Origin of the sequence: Streptomyces sp. CB00455, from assembly GCF_001905445.1 — a bacterium.
GTDB lineage: Bacteria > Actinomycetota > Actinomycetes > Streptomycetales > Streptomycetaceae > Streptomyces.
Window position 1 is genome coordinate 277043 of the sequence record NZ_LIVQ01000002.1, and the last position, 17562, is coordinate 294604.

At 73.0% G+C, this 17562-nt stretch carries 14 protein-coding genes; 7 read left to right on the forward strand and 7 right to left on the reverse strand.

Translation table 11 applies throughout. The annotated features are described in order from the left end of the window. Positions 1 to 42: 42 nt before the first annotated feature. On the forward strand, positions 43 to 765 hold the full coding sequence (locus AMK16_RS08705) for a CDP-alcohol phosphatidyltransferase family protein (protein WP_073913443.1): 723 nt from the start codon (positions 43 to 45) through the stop codon (positions 763 to 765). Here AMK16_RS08705 and AMK16_RS08710 read toward each other — a convergent pair. Next, positions 746 to 1246, reverse strand: coding sequence for an adenylyltransferase/cytidyltransferase family protein (locus AMK16_RS08710; protein WP_073911333.1), 501 nt, complete (start codon positions 1244 to 1246; stop codon positions 746 to 748). The genes AMK16_RS08705 and AMK16_RS08710 overlap by 20 nt on opposite strands. A 173-nt stretch (positions 1247 to 1419) precedes the next feature. On the opposite strand from AMK16_RS08710, the gene AMK16_RS08715 reads away from it, so the two are divergent. The 3 genes from AMK16_RS08715 to AMK16_RS08725 are packed head-to-tail and all read left to right on the forward strand — an operon-like array spanning position 1420 to position 5620. Further along, positions 1420 to 2625, forward strand: coding sequence for a glycosyltransferase family 4 protein (locus tag AMK16_RS08715; RefSeq protein WP_073913448.1), 1206 nt, complete (start codon positions 1420 to 1422; stop codon positions 2623 to 2625). Next, entirely contained in the window at positions 2622 to 4385 is a 1764-nt protein-coding gene (locus AMK16_RS08720; protein WP_073911335.1) for a lipopolysaccharide biosynthesis protein, read from the forward strand. Before AMK16_RS08715 ends, AMK16_RS08720 begins: the two co-directional genes overlap by 4 nt. Further along, positions 4382 to 5620, forward strand: a complete 1239-nt coding sequence (locus AMK16_RS08725; protein WP_073911337.1) for a hypothetical protein — start codon at positions 4382 to 4384, stop codon at positions 5618 to 5620. The genes AMK16_RS08720 and AMK16_RS08725 overlap by 4 nt, the downstream gene beginning before the upstream one ends. 73 nt (positions 5621 to 5693) lie before the next feature. Here the strand turns inward: AMK16_RS08725 and AMK16_RS08730 are convergent, their stop codons facing one another. Then, on the reverse strand, positions 5694 to 7205 hold the full coding sequence (locus AMK16_RS08730) for a hypothetical protein (protein ID WP_443333544.1): 1512 nt from the start codon (positions 7203 to 7205) through the stop codon (positions 5694 to 5696). 97 nt (positions 7206 to 7302) lie between these two features. Here AMK16_RS08730 and AMK16_RS08735 point away from each other — a divergent pair, with 97 nt between their 5' ends. Together AMK16_RS08735 and AMK16_RS08740 are read left to right on the forward strand one after the other, a co-directional pair. After that, on the forward strand, positions 7303 to 7842 hold the full coding sequence (locus tag AMK16_RS08735; RefSeq protein ID WP_073911339.1) for a WcaF family extracellular polysaccharide biosynthesis acetyltransferase: 540 nt from the start codon (positions 7303 to 7305) through the stop codon (positions 7840 to 7842). Beyond that, positions 7839 to 8954 carry a glycosyltransferase gene (locus tag AMK16_RS08740; protein ID WP_073911342.1) on the forward strand — a complete coding sequence of 372 codons (1116 nt, stop codon included), beginning with the start codon at positions 7839 to 7841 and terminating at the stop codon, positions 8952 to 8954. Before AMK16_RS08735 ends, AMK16_RS08740 begins: the two co-directional genes overlap by 4 nt. A 63-nt stretch (positions 8955 to 9017) precedes the next feature. Here AMK16_RS08740 and AMK16_RS08745 read toward each other — a convergent pair whose 3' ends face one another. The 4 genes from AMK16_RS08745 to gmd form a co-directional block, all read right to left on the reverse strand. Continuing rightward, the gene (locus tag AMK16_RS08745) at positions 9018 to 9233 is read right to left on the reverse strand and encodes a DUF6458 family protein (protein WP_073911345.1); all 216 of its coding nucleotides are present in this window, start codon (positions 9231 to 9233) and stop codon (positions 9018 to 9020) included. Between the two features lie 277 nt (positions 9234 to 9510). Beyond that, positions 9511 to 10191: a hypothetical protein gene (locus AMK16_RS08750; RefSeq protein ID WP_073911347.1), complete on the reverse strand. Its 681-nt coding sequence runs from the start codon at positions 10189 to 10191 to the stop codon at positions 9511 to 9513. Positions 10192 to 10294: 103 nt separating this feature from the next. Further along, positions 10295 to 13069, reverse strand: a complete 2775-nt coding sequence (locus tag AMK16_RS08755) for a CBM96 family carbohydrate-binding protein (RefSeq protein WP_073911350.1) — start codon at positions 13067 to 13069, stop codon at positions 10295 to 10297. Between the two features lie 246 nt (positions 13070 to 13315). Further along, a complete protein-coding gene (gene gmd / locus AMK16_RS08760; protein ID WP_073911352.1) occupies positions 13316 to 14329 on the reverse strand; it encodes a GDP-mannose 4,6-dehydratase in 1014 nt (337 codons plus the stop codon). A 632-nt stretch (positions 14330 to 14961) separates the two neighbouring features. Here gmd and AMK16_RS08765 point away from each other — a divergent pair. Then, a complete protein-coding gene (locus AMK16_RS08765) occupies positions 14962 to 15912 on the forward strand; it encodes a GDP-L-fucose synthase family protein (protein ID WP_073913455.1) in 951 nt (316 codons plus the stop codon). 15 nt (positions 15913 to 15927) lie between these two features. Here AMK16_RS08765 and AMK16_RS08770 read toward each other — a convergent pair whose 3' ends face one another. Continuing rightward, complete coding sequence (locus tag AMK16_RS08770; protein WP_079191415.1) at positions 15928 to 17403, reverse strand: sugar transferase; 1476 nt, start codon at positions 17401 to 17403, stop codon at positions 15928 to 15930. Between the last annotated feature and the right edge of the window lie 159 nt (positions 17404 to 17562).

Below are 17562 nucleotides of genomic sequence, written 5' to 3' on the forward strand. Positions count from 1 at the left end.
TGCACGTGCACGCGCGTGCCATCGAGGTGGTCAGGGGTGCGCATGGCGAGTGTCGGGACGGCGCTGCGGGAGCTGCGCGGGGCGCAGAAGCCGGCGAAGGGGGTATCGCTCTATTCGCGGTACGTCAACCGGCCGGCCGGGCGGTACCTGGCCGCCGGGTCGTACGCGCTCGGGCTCACCCCGAACCAGGTGACCCTGGTCAGCGCCGCCCTCAGCTTCGCCGGCGTCGCCGCGGTCGCGCTGGCCGCGCCCTCCTGGGGGCTGGGGATCGCGGTGTGGGCCGCGCTGGCCGCCGGGTTCGCCTTCGACTCCGCCGACGGGCAGCTGGCGCGTCTGCGCGGGGGCGGCAGCGCCGCGGGCGAGTGGCTGGACCACGTCGTGGACTGCGCCAAGCTCACCGCGCTGCACTCCTGCGTGCTCATCGCCTTCCACCGCTTCCCCGGCGAGTACGGCACGGGCTCGGACGGCTGGCTGCTGGTGCCGCTGGGCTTCCAGTTCGCCTCGGTCGTCACCTTCTTCGGGGGGCTGCTGACCGAGAAGCTGGGGCACCGGCCCGCACCGGGCAGCCCCGCCGCCGCGCCGTCGACCGTGCGCGCGGTGGCGTTGCTGCCCGTGGACTACGGGGTGTTCTGCCTGGTGTTCCTGCTGCTCGGCGGCGGGGAGCTGTTCCGCTGGGTGTACGCGGGCTTCGGGGTCGCCGCCGCGGTGTTCCTGCTGGCGTTCCTCGCGAAGTGGTTCCGGGAGCTCAGCGCCGTTCCGCGATGAGCGGCTCCGGCGGGGCGGCCGGTCCGGCGAGCGCGTCCAGTGCCCGGCGCAGCTGGGTGCTGGAGGTGTGGACGGTGTAGGGGAAGTAGACGACGTCGACGCCGTGCGCGGCGAAGTCGCGTTCCAGCCGGTCGCCCTTGGGCGTGCCCCGCCAGTCGTCGCCCTTGAAGATGACGTCGAAGCGGACCTGCCGCCAGGTCTCCACCTTGTCCGGGACGGTCTCGACGAAGGCCGCGTCGACGTACTTCACGCTGCGGACGATTTCCAGCCGTTCGACGAGCGGGATCATCGGGCGGCGGCCCTTGGCGAGTTCGGCCATCTCGTCGGAGACCACGCCGGCCACGAGGTAGTCGCACTGGCTGCGGGCGTGCCGGAGGATGTTGAGATGTCCGATGTGGAATAGATCGTACGCACCTGGCGCGTAGCCCACTCGGTACGTCCCCGGAATCCCGCGCCGCGCGGGCGCGCCAAGGTCGGACATGTCCCGCTCCGTCATCTGTATACCCCCCAAAGACCACACCCCCCGGTGTGGTGGATTAGCAGACAATAGCGTGCACGTTCCGCACCACGCCGGTGAACGAATAGGGTGACGTGCGCATCATCCAGGGGAGAAGGGGACGCTCAGTGTCCAGATCCGGTCACCGGCGCCTGCTGCTGGTTTCCACCAATTACGCCCCCGAGCACGCCGGGATCGGGCCCTACGCGACCCAGATCGCGGAGCACTGGGCGGATCTCGGCCACGAGACCCATGTCCTCGCGGGCATGCCGCACTACCCGGCCTGGTCGCTGGAGCCGCAGTACAAGGGCGCGCTGCGGCGCACCGAGCAGCGCGCGGGGGTGACCGTGCACCGGCGTGCGCACACCGTGCCGCCGCGCCAGACCGCCGTGCGGCGGGCCCTGTTCGAAGGATCGATCCTGCTGCACGGCGCCGTGGCCCCGCCCCGGATGCCGAAGCCGGACGCGGTCCTCGCCCAGATGCCGAGCCTGGCCGGCGGGGTGCTGGCCGCCCGGCTCGCGGCCCGGTGGAAGGTCCCTTACGTCCCGGTCGTCCAGGACCTGATGGGCGCCGCGGCCGCGCAGAGCGGGATCAGCGGCGGCGACAAGGCCGCCGCGATCGCCGGGCGGGCCGAGGCGTACGCCCTCAAGCGGGCCGCCCTCGTCGGCGTCATCCACGAGACCTTCGTGGACCGGGTCGTCGGCATGGGCGTGGACCCGGGCCGGATCCGGCTCGTCCCCAACTGGTCGCACGTGGCGGTGCCCACCAAGCCGCGCGGCGAGACCCGCCGTCACCTCGGCTGGTCCCCCGGTCAGACCGTCGTGCTGCACTCCGGGAACATGGGCCTCAAGCAGGGGCTGGAGGTCCTCGTCGGCGCCGCCCGCCTGGACCCGGGCGTCCGCTTCGTCCTGATGGGTGACGGCAGTCAGCGCGCGGCCCTGGCCGCCCTCTCCCGCGACGTGCCGAATCTGGACATCATCCCCCCTGCCGCCGAGGGCGAGTTCCCCGATATCCTCGCCGCGGCGGACGTGCTCGCGGTCACGCAGCACGCCGCCGTGATGGACATGAGCGTTCCGTCGAAGCTCACTTCCTATTTCCAGGCGGGCCGGCCCGTCGTCGCCTCGGTGGCGGCGCAGGGCGGAACCGCCCAGGAGGTGGAGCGCTCGGGCGCAGGGGTGCTCGTGCAGCCGGAGGACCCCCAGGCGCTGCTGAAGGCCGTACGGGCCCTGGCCGAGGACCCCGAAGGCGCCAACGCACTGGGAGCGGCCGGGCCCCGCCACGTGGCGGCCCATCTGAGCCGCGAAGCGGGCCTGGCCCGCATCGACGCACTGATAGACGAAGCACTTGGGGGTCCCCGGACGTGATCGAGACGAACCGCCCTGCAGCGGCACCGGCCGAGGACGAACCCGATCTCCTGCGGGACCAGTTCCGGCAGCTCCTGCGCTACCGCCGGCTCATCGGCGCCGGCATCGGGATCGGTCTGCTGGGCGGCGTCTATCTCGGCATCTCCACGGCGGACACCTACGTCGCCACCGCCGACGTCGTCCTGCGGGCGCCCACCGACGACCCCTTCAACCCGAGCCTGGCCCCCGACAAGGCGATCAACATCGGCTCGGAGCGCCAGGTCGCGCTCAGCTCCTCCATAGCCAACGAGGCCGCGAAGAAGCTCGGCGTCACCTCCTCCGGCTTCGCCGCCCTGCGCAGCGGCCTGCAGGTGACCAACCCGCCCCAGACGATGGTGCTCCGCTTCACCTACACCGCCTCCTCGCCCAAGGAGGCCGCAAAGCGCGCCAACGCGATGACGGAGGCGTACCTGCTCAAGCGGCAGGATGCCCTCGACGTCACCCGCGACAAGATGGTCAAGGGCTACCAGGACCAGCGCGACCCCGTCGCCAAGTCGCTCGACGACCTCGTCCGGCAGATCAACGCGATGCCGGCCGGTCCGGGGCGCGACGCGGCGTACTCCTCCAAGACCGACCTGCAGAGCAAGGTCAACACCCTCAACGGCAACATCGCCAAGCTCCAGGCCCTGGACATGACCCCGGGCCGGGTGACCAGCGCCGCGACCGCGCCCACCTCACCCGACGGGCCCGGCATCCCCATGTCGCTGGCGCTCGGCGCGGCCGTGGGCCTCGCGCTCGGCCTGCTCGCCGCCTGGGTCCGGCTCGTCTTCGACCCGGCGCCGCGCTCCGAGGGCGATGTGGCCCGCGCCCTGCGCGCGCCCGTCCTCGGCTACCTCCCGCGGGACAAGACGGGCGGCGGCCCGATCCTCGCCGCCGGGGAGGCCGATCCGCGGCTCGCCGAGGAGTACCGCTCGGTGGCCTTCCGCCTCGCCTACGATGCCCGGTTCGCCGACCGGCGCCGCCTCCTCGTCGTCGCTCCGCGCGGCAGCAGCGAGACCGCCGCCGCCGTGGCCGTGAACCTCGGTGCCTCCTTCGCGGAGACCGGCAAGGACGTCCTGCTCATCGAGGCGGACCTGCGCACGCCGGTGCTCGCCAGCCAGCTGCCGACCGACGCGGGCGGCCGCCCGCGCTGGAGCCAGACGCCCGGCGGCCAGGGCTCCGGCAAGCGCTCCGCCCCGCAGGGTGAGACCGACTGGCCCGACGGCCGCCAGCTCGTGGTGGACGCGGGCGAGTCCGGCGCCTTCGACCTGATCCCGGGCGAGCGCGTGCGCAACGTCCCGCGTGCGCTGACCTCCCCGCGCGCCACCCGGCTGATCTCCGAGGCCGACTCCCCCAACTCCACCGTCATCGTGCTCGCGCCGCCCGTGCTCTCCTACGCCGACGCCCTGGCCCTGGTCGACCGCGTCGACGGCGTCCTGGTGGTCTGCAACCCGCGCGCAGTCCACCGCAGCGACCTGACCCGCATCCGCGAACTGATCAGCGGCGCGGGCGGCACCGTGCTGGGCGCGGTGCTGCACGCCCCGCTGCCCGGTGAGAAGCGCACCCTGGGCAGGGGCGGCGACGGGTCCACGGTCGCGTCCACGGCGCCGTCGGCGCCCTCCGCGCCCTCCGCGCCGCAGCCCCAGCCGATCCCCTACGAGGTGGCCGGGGCCGAGCAGCACATCCCGGGCGACGGCACGGACACGGTCGCCCTGCGGACGGTCCGCATGGGCCGGCGGTGAGCCGGCGGGGCCTCGCAGCGGTCGCGTCGGTCCTGGACCAGGCGGCCTCCAGCGCCACGAACATCCTGGTGCTGGTCCTGGCCGCCCGGCTCTCCTCGGCGCCCGCCTTCGCCGACTTCTCGATGGTCTACGTGACCTTCACCGTGCTCCTCGGGCTGAACATGGCCTACACCGGCCAGAGCCTCGTGCTGGAGAAGGGCGACGGGCTGGGCGCGCGGTGCCGTTCGGCCGTCGGCTTCACCGGCGCCGCCTCCGCGGTGGCGGGCCTCCTGCTCGCGGTGGCGGGCCTGCTGCTGCCCGGCGCCACCGGCCGGGCCTTCCTCGCGCTGGGACTCGTACTGCCCCTGGTGCTCCTCCAGGACGGGCTGCGGTACTGCTTCTCCGCCCTGCGCGCCCCCGGGCGGGCACTGGCCGCCGACGCGCTGCGGCTGGTGTGCGTGGTCGGGGCGCTGGCCGCGCAGCCCGAAGGGGTTGCGGCCGCGCGGCTGGTGGTGGTGTGGGGGATCTCCGCGCTCCCGGCGCTGCTGTGCGGGCTCGTGCTGCTGCGGCCCGCCGTGCGCGGCGCCCGGGCGGACCTGCGGCCCTACCTGCGGCGCGGGCACCTCGGGCAGCGGTTCGTGGTCGAGTTCGCGGTGGGCAACGGTTCCAGCCAGCTCGCCGTCCTCGGCCTGGGCGTTTTCGCGACCCCGCTCGCGGTGGGCGCCCTGCGCGGTGCGACCACCCTCTTCGGGCCGCTGAACGTGCTGTTCAACTCCGCGAACGCCTTCGGCCCCCCGGTGCTCGGCCGGCTCGGCGGCAAGCGGGCCACGGTACGGGCGACGGCGCTGCTGGGCCTGTGCCTGGCCGCGGTGGGCGCTGCCTGGGCGACGGCCCTGTACCTGCTCCCGGACCGGCTGGGCCGCGGGCTGTTGGGCGACACCTGGGCGGCCGCGTCCGCGCTGCTGCCGGCGACCGGGGCCCAGTACGCCGTGATGGGGCTGGGGACCTGCGCGCTGCTGACGCTGCGCGTGCTCGACCCGAAGGCCACGCTGTCCGTGCAGATCGTCTTCTCGCTGCTGTCGGTGGTGTTCCTGCTGGCCGGCTACGTCCTGTGGGGCGCCCTCGGGGCTGCCTGGGGCCTGGCCGCGGGCTCCGCCCTGAAGGCGGTGGCCGCCTGGTGGCGGGTCGCCCGGCTCGGCGCACCCGCTCCGCGGCCGGCCGCCGGGGCGACGGCCCCGGCACTGCCCGGAGCGTGACGGCTCCTCACGGGGAGCCCCGCCCGGCCGTCCGCCGCCCGGCGCCGCAGCCCCGTGGCACGCGGCACCGCGGTCAGCGCAGGGTGGTGGACCGCTCGGTGCGGTACGTCGCCACCAGCGCCAGGCACAGGGCGGCGATCGCCACCCGGCCCGACGCCTGGAGCAGCGGGCCGCGCAGCAGGATGAAGGAGTACCCCGCGACCAGCGGGACCACCACCGAGATCAGACTCCCGGGCGGGGCCCGGCGGGTGGCCCGCTTCGCGTAGCGCCGGTCGACGCGGGCGGCGGCGTATCCCATGGCCAGCAGCCCGGCGCCCATGCCCAGCGGTCCGAAGTCGATCCACAGCTCCGCCCAGATCGGGGAGGAGAGGTTGGTGTTGACCGTGCCCATCCACTGGCCGACCATCACGCCGGTGTCGCGCGGCTTGCCGGGCCACACCGCGCGGGGCACCGCGAAGAAGACCGAGCCGGCGAGCTGGCGGCCGTAGAAGTGCCCCGGCCCGGAGTTCGAGTAGGTGATGGTGTTGGCGAACATGCCGATCTGGTCGTAGTCCTTGAGGGCCATCGGCTCCAGGAAGGACGTGGTCTCGACCGGCTTGTAGTTCTTCTCGTCGTACCGGAAGCGGTCCGCGAAGGGGAAGACGAGGAGCGCGATCACCACGGCCATGGACAGCGCCACCCGGTACATCGCCGCGCTGACCGGGAAGACCGTGAAGAGCATCGCGAACATGACCGTCAGGAACCAGTAGCGCGGGTTCGAGATCGGGTTGTTGACCACCAGGTTCAGCGCGGCCAGCGCCCCCCACGTGACGATGATCGAGACCTTGCGGCGGGCGAACTTCGAGGTGATCAGCCAGCGCGTGTAGAGCAGCAGCGAGAGCAGGGCCGGCACGGTCCCGAAGCCCCGCAGCAGGGCCTGTCCGGCCTGGCCGTCGCCGTTGGAGACGCCCGCCTCCTCGATGCCCGCGATGATCTCCTGGCGGCTGGAGAAGAACACCGCCGGCCCGCCGAGCTTCATCACGAAGGCCGCGCTGCACAGGAACGAGAGCACCGTGAGCAGTTGCAGCCGCCGCCGGTGCGCCATGACCGGGCGCGACTCCTTCTGGGAGCCGCCCGCGCGGCCGGCCGGGCGGTGCCGGGCGAGCAGGACGCCCACATCGAAGGCGGTGCAGCCGAGCAGCACCAGGCCGATGGCGACGGTGAGGTCGGAGCGGGGGCCGACGACCGGGGTGGGGACCTGGCCGAGGACGGCCTGCGCGAGCGGGGCCACGCCCATGGCCATGTAGACGAAGAGCCAGAAGGAGCCCTGGAGCAGCTTGCGGCGGCTGGTGAGCACCATTGCGGAGAGGCGGGCGCCCGCGTACATGGTGAGCAGCAGCTGGAGCCAGAAGGCCGCGTCGTGCTGGCCGGCGCCGGACTGCACGGCGACGACGAGCGGCAGGAAGACGGTGAAGCCGAGGGCGAGCGGGACGGACAGCGCGCGCGAGAGCAGGGTGCGCGGGGTGGTGACCCTGCCCCACTGGGACTCGTCCGCGAAGGGGGACTGCACGGGCGCGACCGGGGGCTTGCGTACGTCCGTTGCCACTGCCGCCCCCACCCGATGTGCCTGGTCCGCGCGCAGTCTAGTCTGAGCGGGCGGCGCCCGGGGAGGCGCCGGCGGGGTGGACGATGGGGGACGACCGTTGCGTGACCTTCCTGCCTTCACGCTGACCGGATACGACAAGGGGCGCGGTCTGCTGACGCAGGCGCTCTGGTTCGCCGTGATGAACACGCTGTTCATGAGCTGGTTCTGCCCGGCCCGGCTGCGCGTCGCCCTGCTGCGGGCCTTCGGGGCGCGCATCGGCGAGGGCGTGCTGATCCGGCACCGGGTCCGGGTGCTGTGGCCCTGGAAGCTCACGGTCGGGGACCACACCTGGATCGGCGAGGGCGCCTGGCTGCTGAACCTGGAGCCGGTGACGATCGGTTCGCACGTCTGCCTCTCCCAGGAAGCCCTGCTGTGCACCGGCTCGCACGACCACCGGGCCGCCGACTTCCGCTACCGCAACGCCCCGATCACCGTCGAGGACGGCGCCTGGGTGGCGGCACGGGCCACCGTGCTGGCCGGGGTCACCGTGGGGCGGTGCGCGGTCGCGGGCGCGGGCGCCATCGTGCACGCGGACCTGCCGGAGCTGACCCTGCAGACCCAGGACGGGCGGCGGCGCCCGGTGGAGGAACCCAAGTGAGAGTCCTGCACGCCGTCACCCTGCACTCCCCCACGCACGCCTTCGGCGGGCCCGTGCGGGTCGCGCTGAACCTGGCGAAGGGGCTGCGGGAGCGGGGCCACGAGGCGCGGCTGCTCGCGCTGGGCGAGGGCTTCGATCCGTGGCCCACGCAGGTGGAGGGCGTCCCGGCGAAGCTGTTCCCGGCCCGGCGGCTGCTGCCGCTGGGCTTCAGCGGGATGACCTCGCCGGCGCTGCTGGCCTCGGCCGGCCGTCTGGTGCGCGACGCCGATGTGGTGCACGTGCACCTGGCGCGGGACCTGGTGACCCTGCCGGTGGCCCTGGCCGCACTGCGGGCCGGCAGGCCGCTGGTGCTCCAGACCCACGGGATGGTGGACCCGAGCGGCAGGCTGCTGGCCAAGGTGCTCGACGCGGTGGCGGTACGCCGGCTGCTGCGCGGCGCCGACGCGGTGCTGTACCTGACCCCGCACGAGCGGGAGGGCCTGGACGCGGTAGCCGGCGCTCCGCTGGACCGTGCGGTCCGCCTGGTCAACGGCACACCGGCGCAGGAGGAGCGGCCCGCTCCGAGCGGCCCGCCGCGGATCCTGTACTCGGCGCGCCTGCAGGCCCGCAAGCGGCCGGTGGACTTCGTCGACGCGGCCCCGGCGGTCCTGGCCGTGCACCCGCAGGCGCGGTTCGTGGTCGCGGGCCCCGACGAGGGCGAGCGGGCGGCCGTCCTCGCCCGGATCGGGGAGCTGGGCCTGAGCGGCCGGTTCACGGTGCCGGGCGCGCTGTCCAGCGCGGAGGTGCTGGAGGAGCTGCGCCGGGCGCACGTATACGTACTGCCGTCGGTGGACGAGCCGTTCCCGATGTCGGTGCTGGAGGCCCTCGCGGTGGGCGTGCCCTCGGTGGTGACCCGTTCCAACGGCCTGGCACGCGACGTCGCGGCGGCCGGCGCGGGGCGCGCGGTCGATCCGGGACCGCAGGGCGTGGCGGCGGCCGTGCTGGCGCTGCTGGACCCCGCGGCGAACGGCGCCGCCTCCGCGGCGGCGCGCGAGCTGGCCGGGCGGTCCTTCTCGATGGACTCCGTCCTCGACACCCTGCTCACGGTCTACGAGGCGGCCGCCCGCCGCTGACGGCTGCCGGGGTATGTGCCGACTGCCGGGGTGTGTGCCGGCGGCCGGGTGCCTGCGGGACCCCTAGATGATGTCGCGGCGGGGCTCCTCCACCACGGAGATCGCGCCGGCCGCCCGGCGGCGCTTGAAGATGCTCGTGTAGACGGCGAGGCCTATCGCGCCCACCGCCATCATGATCAGGCCGACCAGGTCGAGGTTGACGCCCTCCATCTCCCAGTCGCTGGCGAAGGTGAGGATGGCACCCACCACGATCAGGATGATGCATCCGCCGATACCCATGAGACTGACCTCCGCTGTCGTGGCTGTGACCGCGCGGGTACCCGGCTACGGGACGTGAAAACGCCCCCGGGGGACGGGAGTCCGGCCCCGGGGGCGTTTTCCTGTGACGGTGTCGGGCGCCAACGGGCCCGGACCGGGCGGCAGTCGGGCCGGACCGGAGCGGGAACAGGCGGGTGGGACGGGTGGGGCGGGTCAGACCGGTCAGCCGGTCAGGCCGGTCAGGCCGGTCAGTCGGTCGGCCGGTCAGTCGGTCGGCCGGTCAGGCCGGTCAGGCCGGTCAGGCCGGGATCCAGGCGTAGCAGCCGGTGGAGTTGAACTCCGAGGTGCCCGCCGGGATGGCCGCCGTGATCTTGTCCCCGGCCTTGGGCGGGGTCTCCGGGCCCGAGGCCAGGATCGACCCGTCCTTGCCCTTCGCCTCCCACGTGCAGGTGGTGGCCTGCGTCAGCGCCCGGTAGGTGCCCGGGGCGGGCGAGGTCCGGGGGCCTTCGGCGAAGCCCTTCTCGGCCGCGGCGAGGACCGGCTTCTGCTCCGGGCACAGGAGCGTGATGGCGTCCTTCGCACCGGGGATCTCCCCGGCGATGACCGCTCCGGTCGCCGCGTCCTTGTCGCGCTTCGCGGTGCGCTCCACGCGCTGGCAGGCTTCCTGGCCGCTCTGCAGGACGGCGGCGGGGTCCGTCTTCTCGGGGACCCGGCCGCTCAGGTACTTCTTCTCCTGCGCCGTGAAACTGCCCGTCTTCGGGGTGATCCTGGCATCGGGCAGGACGGGCCCGGCGGGCTTCGCGTCGGGGGCGGGCGCCGAGGCCGCCGGGGCGTCCGCCGGGTCGGGGGCGGGCGAGGAGGCCGGGGGCTTCGCCTTCGCCTCCGCGCCGGAGTCGGCCTTGCCCCCGCCCGAACTGCAGGCGGTCAGCGTGAGGGCGGCGGCCAGCACAACGGCGGCCGCTGCGGAGCGTCGGTACATCGGATGGCTCCCGTGCTTACTGGGTGGGACAGGGGTGCGGGGCCCGGCCACGTATGAGCCGGGCCCCGCACGCCCTCAGGCGGTTACTGCGCTTGTCTCGCCGCTACTTCGCGCCGAAGGTGAGGACCAGCTGCGGGATGCCGTCCGCGGCGGTGGCCTCCGAGGACCAGATCCACAGCGGGTCGGTGCCCGTGCTCGTCAGGCCCAGGCTGTAGCTGCTGCCCAGCACCGCGGAGACCGCGGCGGTGTCCAGCTCCACGTTGTGGACGGCCGAGCCGTCCGCCACGCCCGCGAGGGTGCCGAGCGGGGTGGTGCCGAGGGTGGGCTTGGTGTTGAAGGTCGTGCCCGCGCCGCTCCAGGTGCCGGTGACCGGCACCACGGAGACGGTGTCAGCGGTTCCGGCGCCCGTCTGCGTGGTGGTCTTGACCTGGAGGGCGGCCGACTTCAGGACCTGCCCGGCCGGGGCGGCCGGGAGGTTGAAGCGCAGGTACGTCTCGTACGCCGAGGTGCCGCGCACCGCGAGCGAGCCGGAGGTGCCGTAGGCGGTGCTCGGGGCACCCTGGTTGATGTAGGTGTCCTCGGTCGCACTGACCTTGGAGACCGTGTCGGTGGGAGCCTTGGCCAGGGTGTAGTGGTTCTTGACCTGGGCCTCGGTGAGCGCCGTCGGGTAGACGGCCGTCTCGTCGAGCTGTCCGGCGAAGAAGCTGCTCGTCGGGCGGCTCGGCCAGCCGGTGAGGTTGTCACCGCCGATGTGCCAGTAGCCCGCGTAGGTCTGCGTGCTGGCCGCGTTCAGCGCGTCCTTCTTCTGGCCGTCGACGTAGAGCGTGATGCCGCCGGCGCCCTGGGTGGCGACCACGTGGTGCCACTTGTTGTCGTTGTACGTGTCGAACAGGCCGGTGGCGACGGTCCGGGCCGAGCCGTTGGAGACGCCGAAGACCAGGCGGCCGGTGTTGGTCATGTAGAGGTGCCGGTCGTACGAGCCGCTGCTGCGGTCGGTGTTGCTGCCGAATCCGATCAGCTTGCCGCCGCGGGTGGTGCCCGTCTTGAACCAGGTCTCCATGGTGAACGCGTTGCCGACCGTCTGGCGGTGGTCGCTGTAGACCTGCTGGCTGGTGCCGTTGAAGCCCATCGCGGTGCTGGTGCCGCTGACCGCGCCGGGCGTCTGGCGCAGGGCCGGGGCGTTCAGCTGGACGCCGCCGGTGTTGCCGCCGGCCGAGGAGTCGGCGACGTACGGGCTGACGGTGTCGTCGTAGCGCCAGTAGAGCTCGGCGCCGTCCGCGCGGACCTGGTTCGGGTAGGACTGGACCGAGGACGGGACCGTCACCGAGACGCTGGCCGACAGGGCGCTGGTGTTTCCGGCCGCGTCGGTGGCGGTCACGCGGTAGCTGTAGGACTGGCCGGCCTTGACCGTGGTGTCGACCCAGGATGCCTGGGGACGCTCGAACTCCAGGGAGTCGGCCTTCACCGTGGCGGCGGGCGTGGCCGAGCCGTTGCGGTAGATCCGGTAGGTCAGCTTGCTGTCGTCCGCGTCGTAGCTGGTGCGCCAGCGGACCTGCGCCTCGCCCGGCTTGACGCTCGCGGCGCTGACCACCGGGGTGGTCGGGGCGCCGACGTCGCCGGTGGAGGCGAAGCGGGTCAGGGCCTGCTGCGGCTTGCCGTTGATGAGGGTGAACTCACCGCCGACCCACATGTACTTGACGTCGTTCTTCTCCGCGACCGACATGACGCGCGGGCCGATGCCCTCGCCGAGGCCGTCGTTGGCGGTGGGGAACCAGCCGAGCTTGTGCGGGCCGCGCACGAAGCCGCCCACGGGGGCGGGGGCGGCGCCGGTGTGGTCGGTCGGCTGGGCCAGCAGGAAGTGGCGCTTGCCGTCGGGGTACTCCAGCTCGGTGGAGCAGTCGTGCGCGTGCGAGGAGCTGTAGAGCACCCCGTCGTACGGCAGGACGTACTGGGTGGCGCCGAGGCAGCGGTCGCGCCACTTCTCGCTGAAGTCGGTGTTCAGGCCGATGCGGCCGTCGAAGACACCGCCGCCGGAGCCTTCGCTGCCGGTGTAGTAGCCCGTCGCGTCGGCCGAGATGTCCTTGACCACGGAGTTCGACGGGATCGTGGTGTAGGTCTTGGCGACGGCGCCGGTGGTGGCGTTCACGACGGCGAGCGCGTGCGTGTTGGCGCCGTTGACCGAGAAGAAGTCACCGCCGAGCAGGACGTTCTTGCCGTCGTTGCTCACCTCGATGGCCCGGCCGGGCTCATCGGCGTTGGCGACGAACGGCCTCAGGGCACCGGAGGCGGCGTCGACCGCGGCGAAGCGCTCGCGGGTCTGGCCCTCGACGGTACCGAAGTCGCCGCCCACGTACAGCGTGTCGTCGGTGACGGCGAGCGCGCGCACGGTGGCCGGGACGCTCGGGTGGAAAGCGGCCCTGGGGGTGCAGGTCGCGATGTCGATCGCGGCGAGGCTGGAGACGGGGGTGCCGTTGACCGCACCGAAGTAGCCGCCCGCGTAAAGGGTCTTCTTGTCCTTCGAGACGACGAGCGTGCGCACGGTGGCGCTGCCGTCGCCGATGGTGAAGGCGAGCTTGCACGAGGTGGGGTTGCCCGTCGCGGCGTCGAGGGCCACGAAGTTCACGGCCTCCTGCTCGGTGCCGGCGGCCCCGTCGGGCGGACGGACGGCGGAGAAGGTACCGCCGGCGAAGACGGTGCCGTTCGCCTGGGCCATCGACCACACGATGCCGTTCGGCTGCCAGGTCGGCAGGTTGTCGGCGGTGAATGCCACCGGCGCCGTGATGGCGGACGCCTGCGGCATCAGCACCAGGCCTATACCGGTGCCGGCACCGGCCAGTGACAGGACGAGGGCAGCAGTCAGCCCTCTGGATCTACGCATGAGCCCCCCAGGGCAATCGCCCGGTTTGATGGCTGGAACTAAGCGAACAGCCATATGTACTGGCGCAGACTAGGGCTCGCGCGAGGGCCCGGTCACCTCACTTGACCCCTTGCATACCAAATTGGAATCAACAGGGTTCAGCATGGAGGGTGCACTACGGACATACGGCAGGTTTGCCCCGGCCACACGCGCACTGACGTGTAGGTATGACCGGCACACGGCAAACCGTAGGGGAAATATAAGGCCTCAGCGGTCGATGCGGACCGTCGCGCCCGCCAGTTGGTCCTCGACCTGGCGGATGTCGGCGTCCACCATGATTTTGGCCAGTTCGGCGACGAGGACCGTCGGCTTCCAGCCGAGCAGGTCGTGCGCCTTGGAGGCGTCGCCGATGAGGGCGTCGACCTCGCTGGGGCGCTCGTACTTGGGGTCGTAGCGCACGTGTTCGTTCCAGTCGAGGCCGGCGTGCGTGAAGGACGCCTCGACGAACTCGCGGACGGTCGCGGCCACACCGGTGGCCACCACGTAGTCGGTGGGCTCGTCCTGCTGGAGCATCCGCCACATGGCGTCCACGTACTCGGGGGCGTAGCCCCAGTCGCGGACGGCGTCGAGGTTGCCGAGGTAGAGCTTCTCCTGGAGGCCGGCCTTGATGCGGGCGACCGCGCGGGTGATCTTGCGGGTCACGAAGGTCTCGCCGCGGCGCGGGGACTCGTGGTTGAAGAGGATCCCGTTGACGGCGAACATGCCGTACGCCTCGCGGTAGTTCACCGTCGTCCAGTACGCGAAGACCTTGGCGGCGCCGTACGGGCTGCGCGGGTGGAAGGGGGTGCCCTCGTTCTGCGGGGGCGGGGTGGCGCCGAACATCTCGGAGGACGAGGCCTGGTAGATGCGGGTGTCGACGCCGCTGGCCCGGATGGCCTCCAGCAGCCGCAGTGCGCCGAGGCCGGTCACGTCGCCGGTGTAGAGCGGGGCGTCGAAGGAGACGCGGACGTGGGACTGGGCGCCGAGGTTGTAGACCTCGTCGGGGCGTATCTCGCGGAGCAGGTTCACCAGGGCCACACCGTCGGAAAGGTCGGCGTGGTGCAGGACGAAGGAGCGGTTCGCGGTCTGCGGGTCCTGGTAGACGTGGTCGATCCGCTCCGTGTTGAAGCTGGAGGACCGCCGGACCAGCCCGTGCACCGTGTAGCCCTTGGAGAGCAGGAGCTCGGCGAGGTACGAGCCGTCCTGCCCGGTGACGCCGGTGATCAGTGCGGTCTTGCCCATGGGGTCCCCTTGGTGGTGGTTGCTGTTCGTCGTGGTGAGGCTGCGCCTCGGGGTGCGTTCCGGGCCGGCCCCGGCAGGGGGCGCGCCGCGGGTACGGGCCGCGGCCCTGGGGCCGGATGGGTACCGTACACGCCCGGTCCGGCCGCCTTTGCGGCGGATTCCGCGGCGCGGCGCGCCGCGCGGCCGGGCCCCGCGGGGGCGTCCCGCCGCCGCGGTCCGCGTGGCGGCGGGAGACGGAGAAGAACCGCGAACCCGCCGCCCGCCCGGCGGAGGCCAACCGGGCTGCCGGGAAAGGCCCGGGAACGCCCGCCGTACGCGCCCCCGAACTCGCTGCCCGGCGGAAGCCCGGGCCGGACACCGGACGCGAGCCGGGACCGGATGCCCGGCGGGAGGCCGGGCCGGACACCGCACGGGCGGTGGGGTCGAACGCCGGGCGCGAGCCCGGGCCGGACGCCGCACAGGAGACCGGACTTGCCGCCCGGCGCGACGCCAGGCCCGACGCCGGACGCGAGCCGCGGCCGGACACCCGGCGCGAGCCCGGACCGGATGCCCGGCGGGAGGCCGGGCCGGGCGTCCGGCGGGAGGCCGGGCTGCCACGTGCCCCGCGGGAGGCGACTGGCATCATCGGCCGTATGACTAGTTCGCTGCCGCTCCTGCCCCCGCACGCCCGCGTCTTCGTCGCGGGCCACCGCGGCCTCGTGGGGTCGGCGGTCGCCCGCCGGCTGACCGCCGACGGCCACGAGGTGCTCACCCGGGACCGCGCCGACCTCGACCTGCGCGACGGCGACGCGACCGCGGCCCACCTCCGGGACGTCCGGCCGGACGCCGTCGTCCTGGCCGCCGCCAAGGTCGGCGGGATCATGGCCAACAGCACTTACCCGGTGCAGTTCCTGGAGGACAACCTCCGGATCCAGCTGAGCGTCATCGCCGGCGCGCACGCCGCAGGGGTGGGCCGGCTGCTGTTCCTCGGCTCGTCCTGCATCTACCCGAAGCTGGCGCCGCAGCCGATCAGCGAGGACGCCCTGCTGACCGGCCCGCTGGAGCCGACCAACGAGGCCTACGCCCTTGCGAAGATCGCCGGCATCGTCCAGGTCCAGTCGTACCGCAAGCAGTACGGGGCCTCGTACATCTCGGCGATGCCGACGAACCTCTACGGTCCGGGCGACAACTTCGACCTGGAGTCCTCGCACGTGCTGCCCGCCCTGGTCCGGCGCTTCCACGAGGCCGCCGCCGAGGGCCGCGACGAGGTCACCCTGTGGGGTTCCGGCACGCCCCGCCGCGAATTCCTGCACGTGGACGACCTGGCCGCCGCCTGCGCGGTGCTGCTGAACACCTACGACGGCGACGAGCCCGTGAACATCGGCTGCGGCGAGGACCTGACCATCCGGGAACTGGCCGAGACCGTCGCCGAGGTGACCGGCTTCGGGGGCCGTCTCGCCTGGGACACCTCCAAGCCGGACGGCACCCCCCGCAAGCTGCTGGACGTGAGCCGCCTGACCTCCCTCGGCTGGAAGCCCGGCATCCCGCTGCGGGACGGCATCGCGGCCACCTACCGGTGGTGGCTGCGCCAGCAGAACGGCTGACCCCACACGGGCCTCTCAGTACGCCCCGCGGCCGTCGACGACGGCGCGGAGCGTGCGGCCCATGACGTCGACGTCACTGGTGAAGGACCAGTTGTCGACGTACTGCAGATCGAGCTGAATCGTTTCGTCCCAGGACAGGTCGGACCTTCCGCTGATCTGCCACAAGCCCGTCATCCCCGGCCGCACGGTGAGCCGGCGCAGCTCGACCTCGTCGTACTTCGCCACCTCCTCCGGCAGCGGCGGGCGCGGGCCGACCAGTGACATGTGGCCGGTCAGGACATTGATGAGCTGGGGCAGTTCGTCCATCGAGGTCCGGCGCAGGAGGCGGCCCACCCGGGTCACCCGCGGGTCACGCCGCATCTTGAACATCAGGCCGTCGTTCTCGTTGGCCCCGGCCAGCTCGGCCTTGCGCGCATCGGCGTCCACGACCATCGTGCGGAACTTCCACATGACGAAGGGGATCCCGTCGCGGCCGATGCGCTGCTGCCGGTAGAAGGCCGGCCCGCGCGAGCCGAAACGTATCGCCAGCACGATCCCGAGGAAGAGCGGGGAGAGCAGCAGCAGCCCGGCGGCGGCTCCCGCCCGGTCCAGGGCCGACTTGAGCAGGGTCTGCACGCCCCGGCTGACCGGCGGCACGACCCGCAGCACGGCGAGGCCGCCCGCGGACAGGGTCTCCAGCCGCTTGACGGAGACCTCCACGAGCCCGGGGAAGACGGCGAGTTCCAGCCCGGCATCGTGCAGGGCCCAGGCGATCCGGCGCAGCCGCTCCCCCGTGATCCGCGCGCCGGGGGCGATCAGCACCAGGTCGGCGTGGTGGCTGCGGACGGCGCCGAGCACGGCCGTGGGGTCGCAGCTCGGCGCGTCGGGCGTCACGGCGTCGAGCCGGGCCGCGACGGGCACCCCGCTGGCGAGGGAGCCGGCGCCGACCGGGACCACCCCGACGACCACGTACGGGTGGTCGGTGCGCGCGGCGAGGTGTGCGATGACGCCCTCGGCGGTGTCGGGCTCGCCTATCACCAGGACCCGGCTGACGGCCTGGGCCTCGCGGCGGGCCGCGGTGAGGTGGCGGTAGGTCAGTTTGTGGCAGGCGACGGTGACCAGCAGGGCGGGCAGGAGCGCCCCGAGGGCGGACAGCCGGGGCGTGTCCTCCTCGGTGACCACGCGGGCCACGGCCAGGACACCGATGAGAATCAGCCAGTCGTGCACGACGGGCAGCACTCCGCGCGATTCGCCGAGCGCCCGGGAGGTGTACCGCCGGCGCAGTGCCTGCACCCCGGTCCACGCCAGGGCGGCGCCGAGGGCGCAGTAGGCGGGCCGGACCTGCTGCGCCGCCTCGAAGACGAGCCCTACGGGAAGGGCGGCGCCGAGGAAGTCGGCCGTGAGGGCGGCGGGCAGGTACCAACGGGCCTTGTCACCGTGGCGCCGTACGGGCACAGCTGACCCGTGGGCCGTGCCGGCCACTCTTTGCGCAGGAAAATGGACATGCCTCATGGGCCCCCCTGGCACGTGGTCTATGGCAGTGGCGAGCGTCCATGGCTTCCCCAGGCAACGGACATCACCCGCACCGGCAAACAGTACGACAAACGCCCGTACGGTAAATGCCGTTCGCGTGAACACCGCTTCTTGTTGCCCAAGTGTTAGAAACCGGTA

Coding starts and splice junctions, on each gene's coding strand:
- AMK16_RS08705 (WP_073913443.1), top strand. CDS start 43: ATGGCGAGTGTCGGGACGGCGCTGCGGGAGCTGCGCGGGGCGCAGAAG.
- AMK16_RS08710 (WP_073911333.1), bottom strand. CDS start 1,246: ATGTCCGACCTTGGCGCGCCCGCGCGGCGCGGGATTCCGGGGACGTAC.
- AMK16_RS08745 (WP_073911345.1), bottom strand. CDS start 9,233: ATGGGTATCGGCGGATGCATCATCCTGATCGTGGTGGGTGCCATCCTC.
- AMK16_RS08750 (WP_073911347.1), bottom strand. CDS start 10,191: ATGTACCGACGCTCCGCAGCGGCCGCCGTTGTGCTGGCCGCCGCCCTC.
- AMK16_RS08755 (WP_073911350.1), bottom strand. CDS start 13,069: ATGCGTAGATCCAGAGGGCTGACTGCTGCCCTCGTCCTGTCACTGGCC.
- gmd (WP_073911352.1), bottom strand. CDS start 14,329: ATGGGCAAGACCGCACTGATCACCGGCGTCACCGGGCAGGACGGCTCG.
- AMK16_RS08765 (WP_073913455.1), top strand. CDS start 14,962: ATGACTAGTTCGCTGCCGCTCCTGCCCCCGCACGCCCGCGTCTTCGTC.
- AMK16_RS08770 (WP_079191415.1), bottom strand. CDS start 17,403: ATGAGGCATGTCCATTTTCCTGCGCAAAGAGTGGCCGGCACGGCCCAC.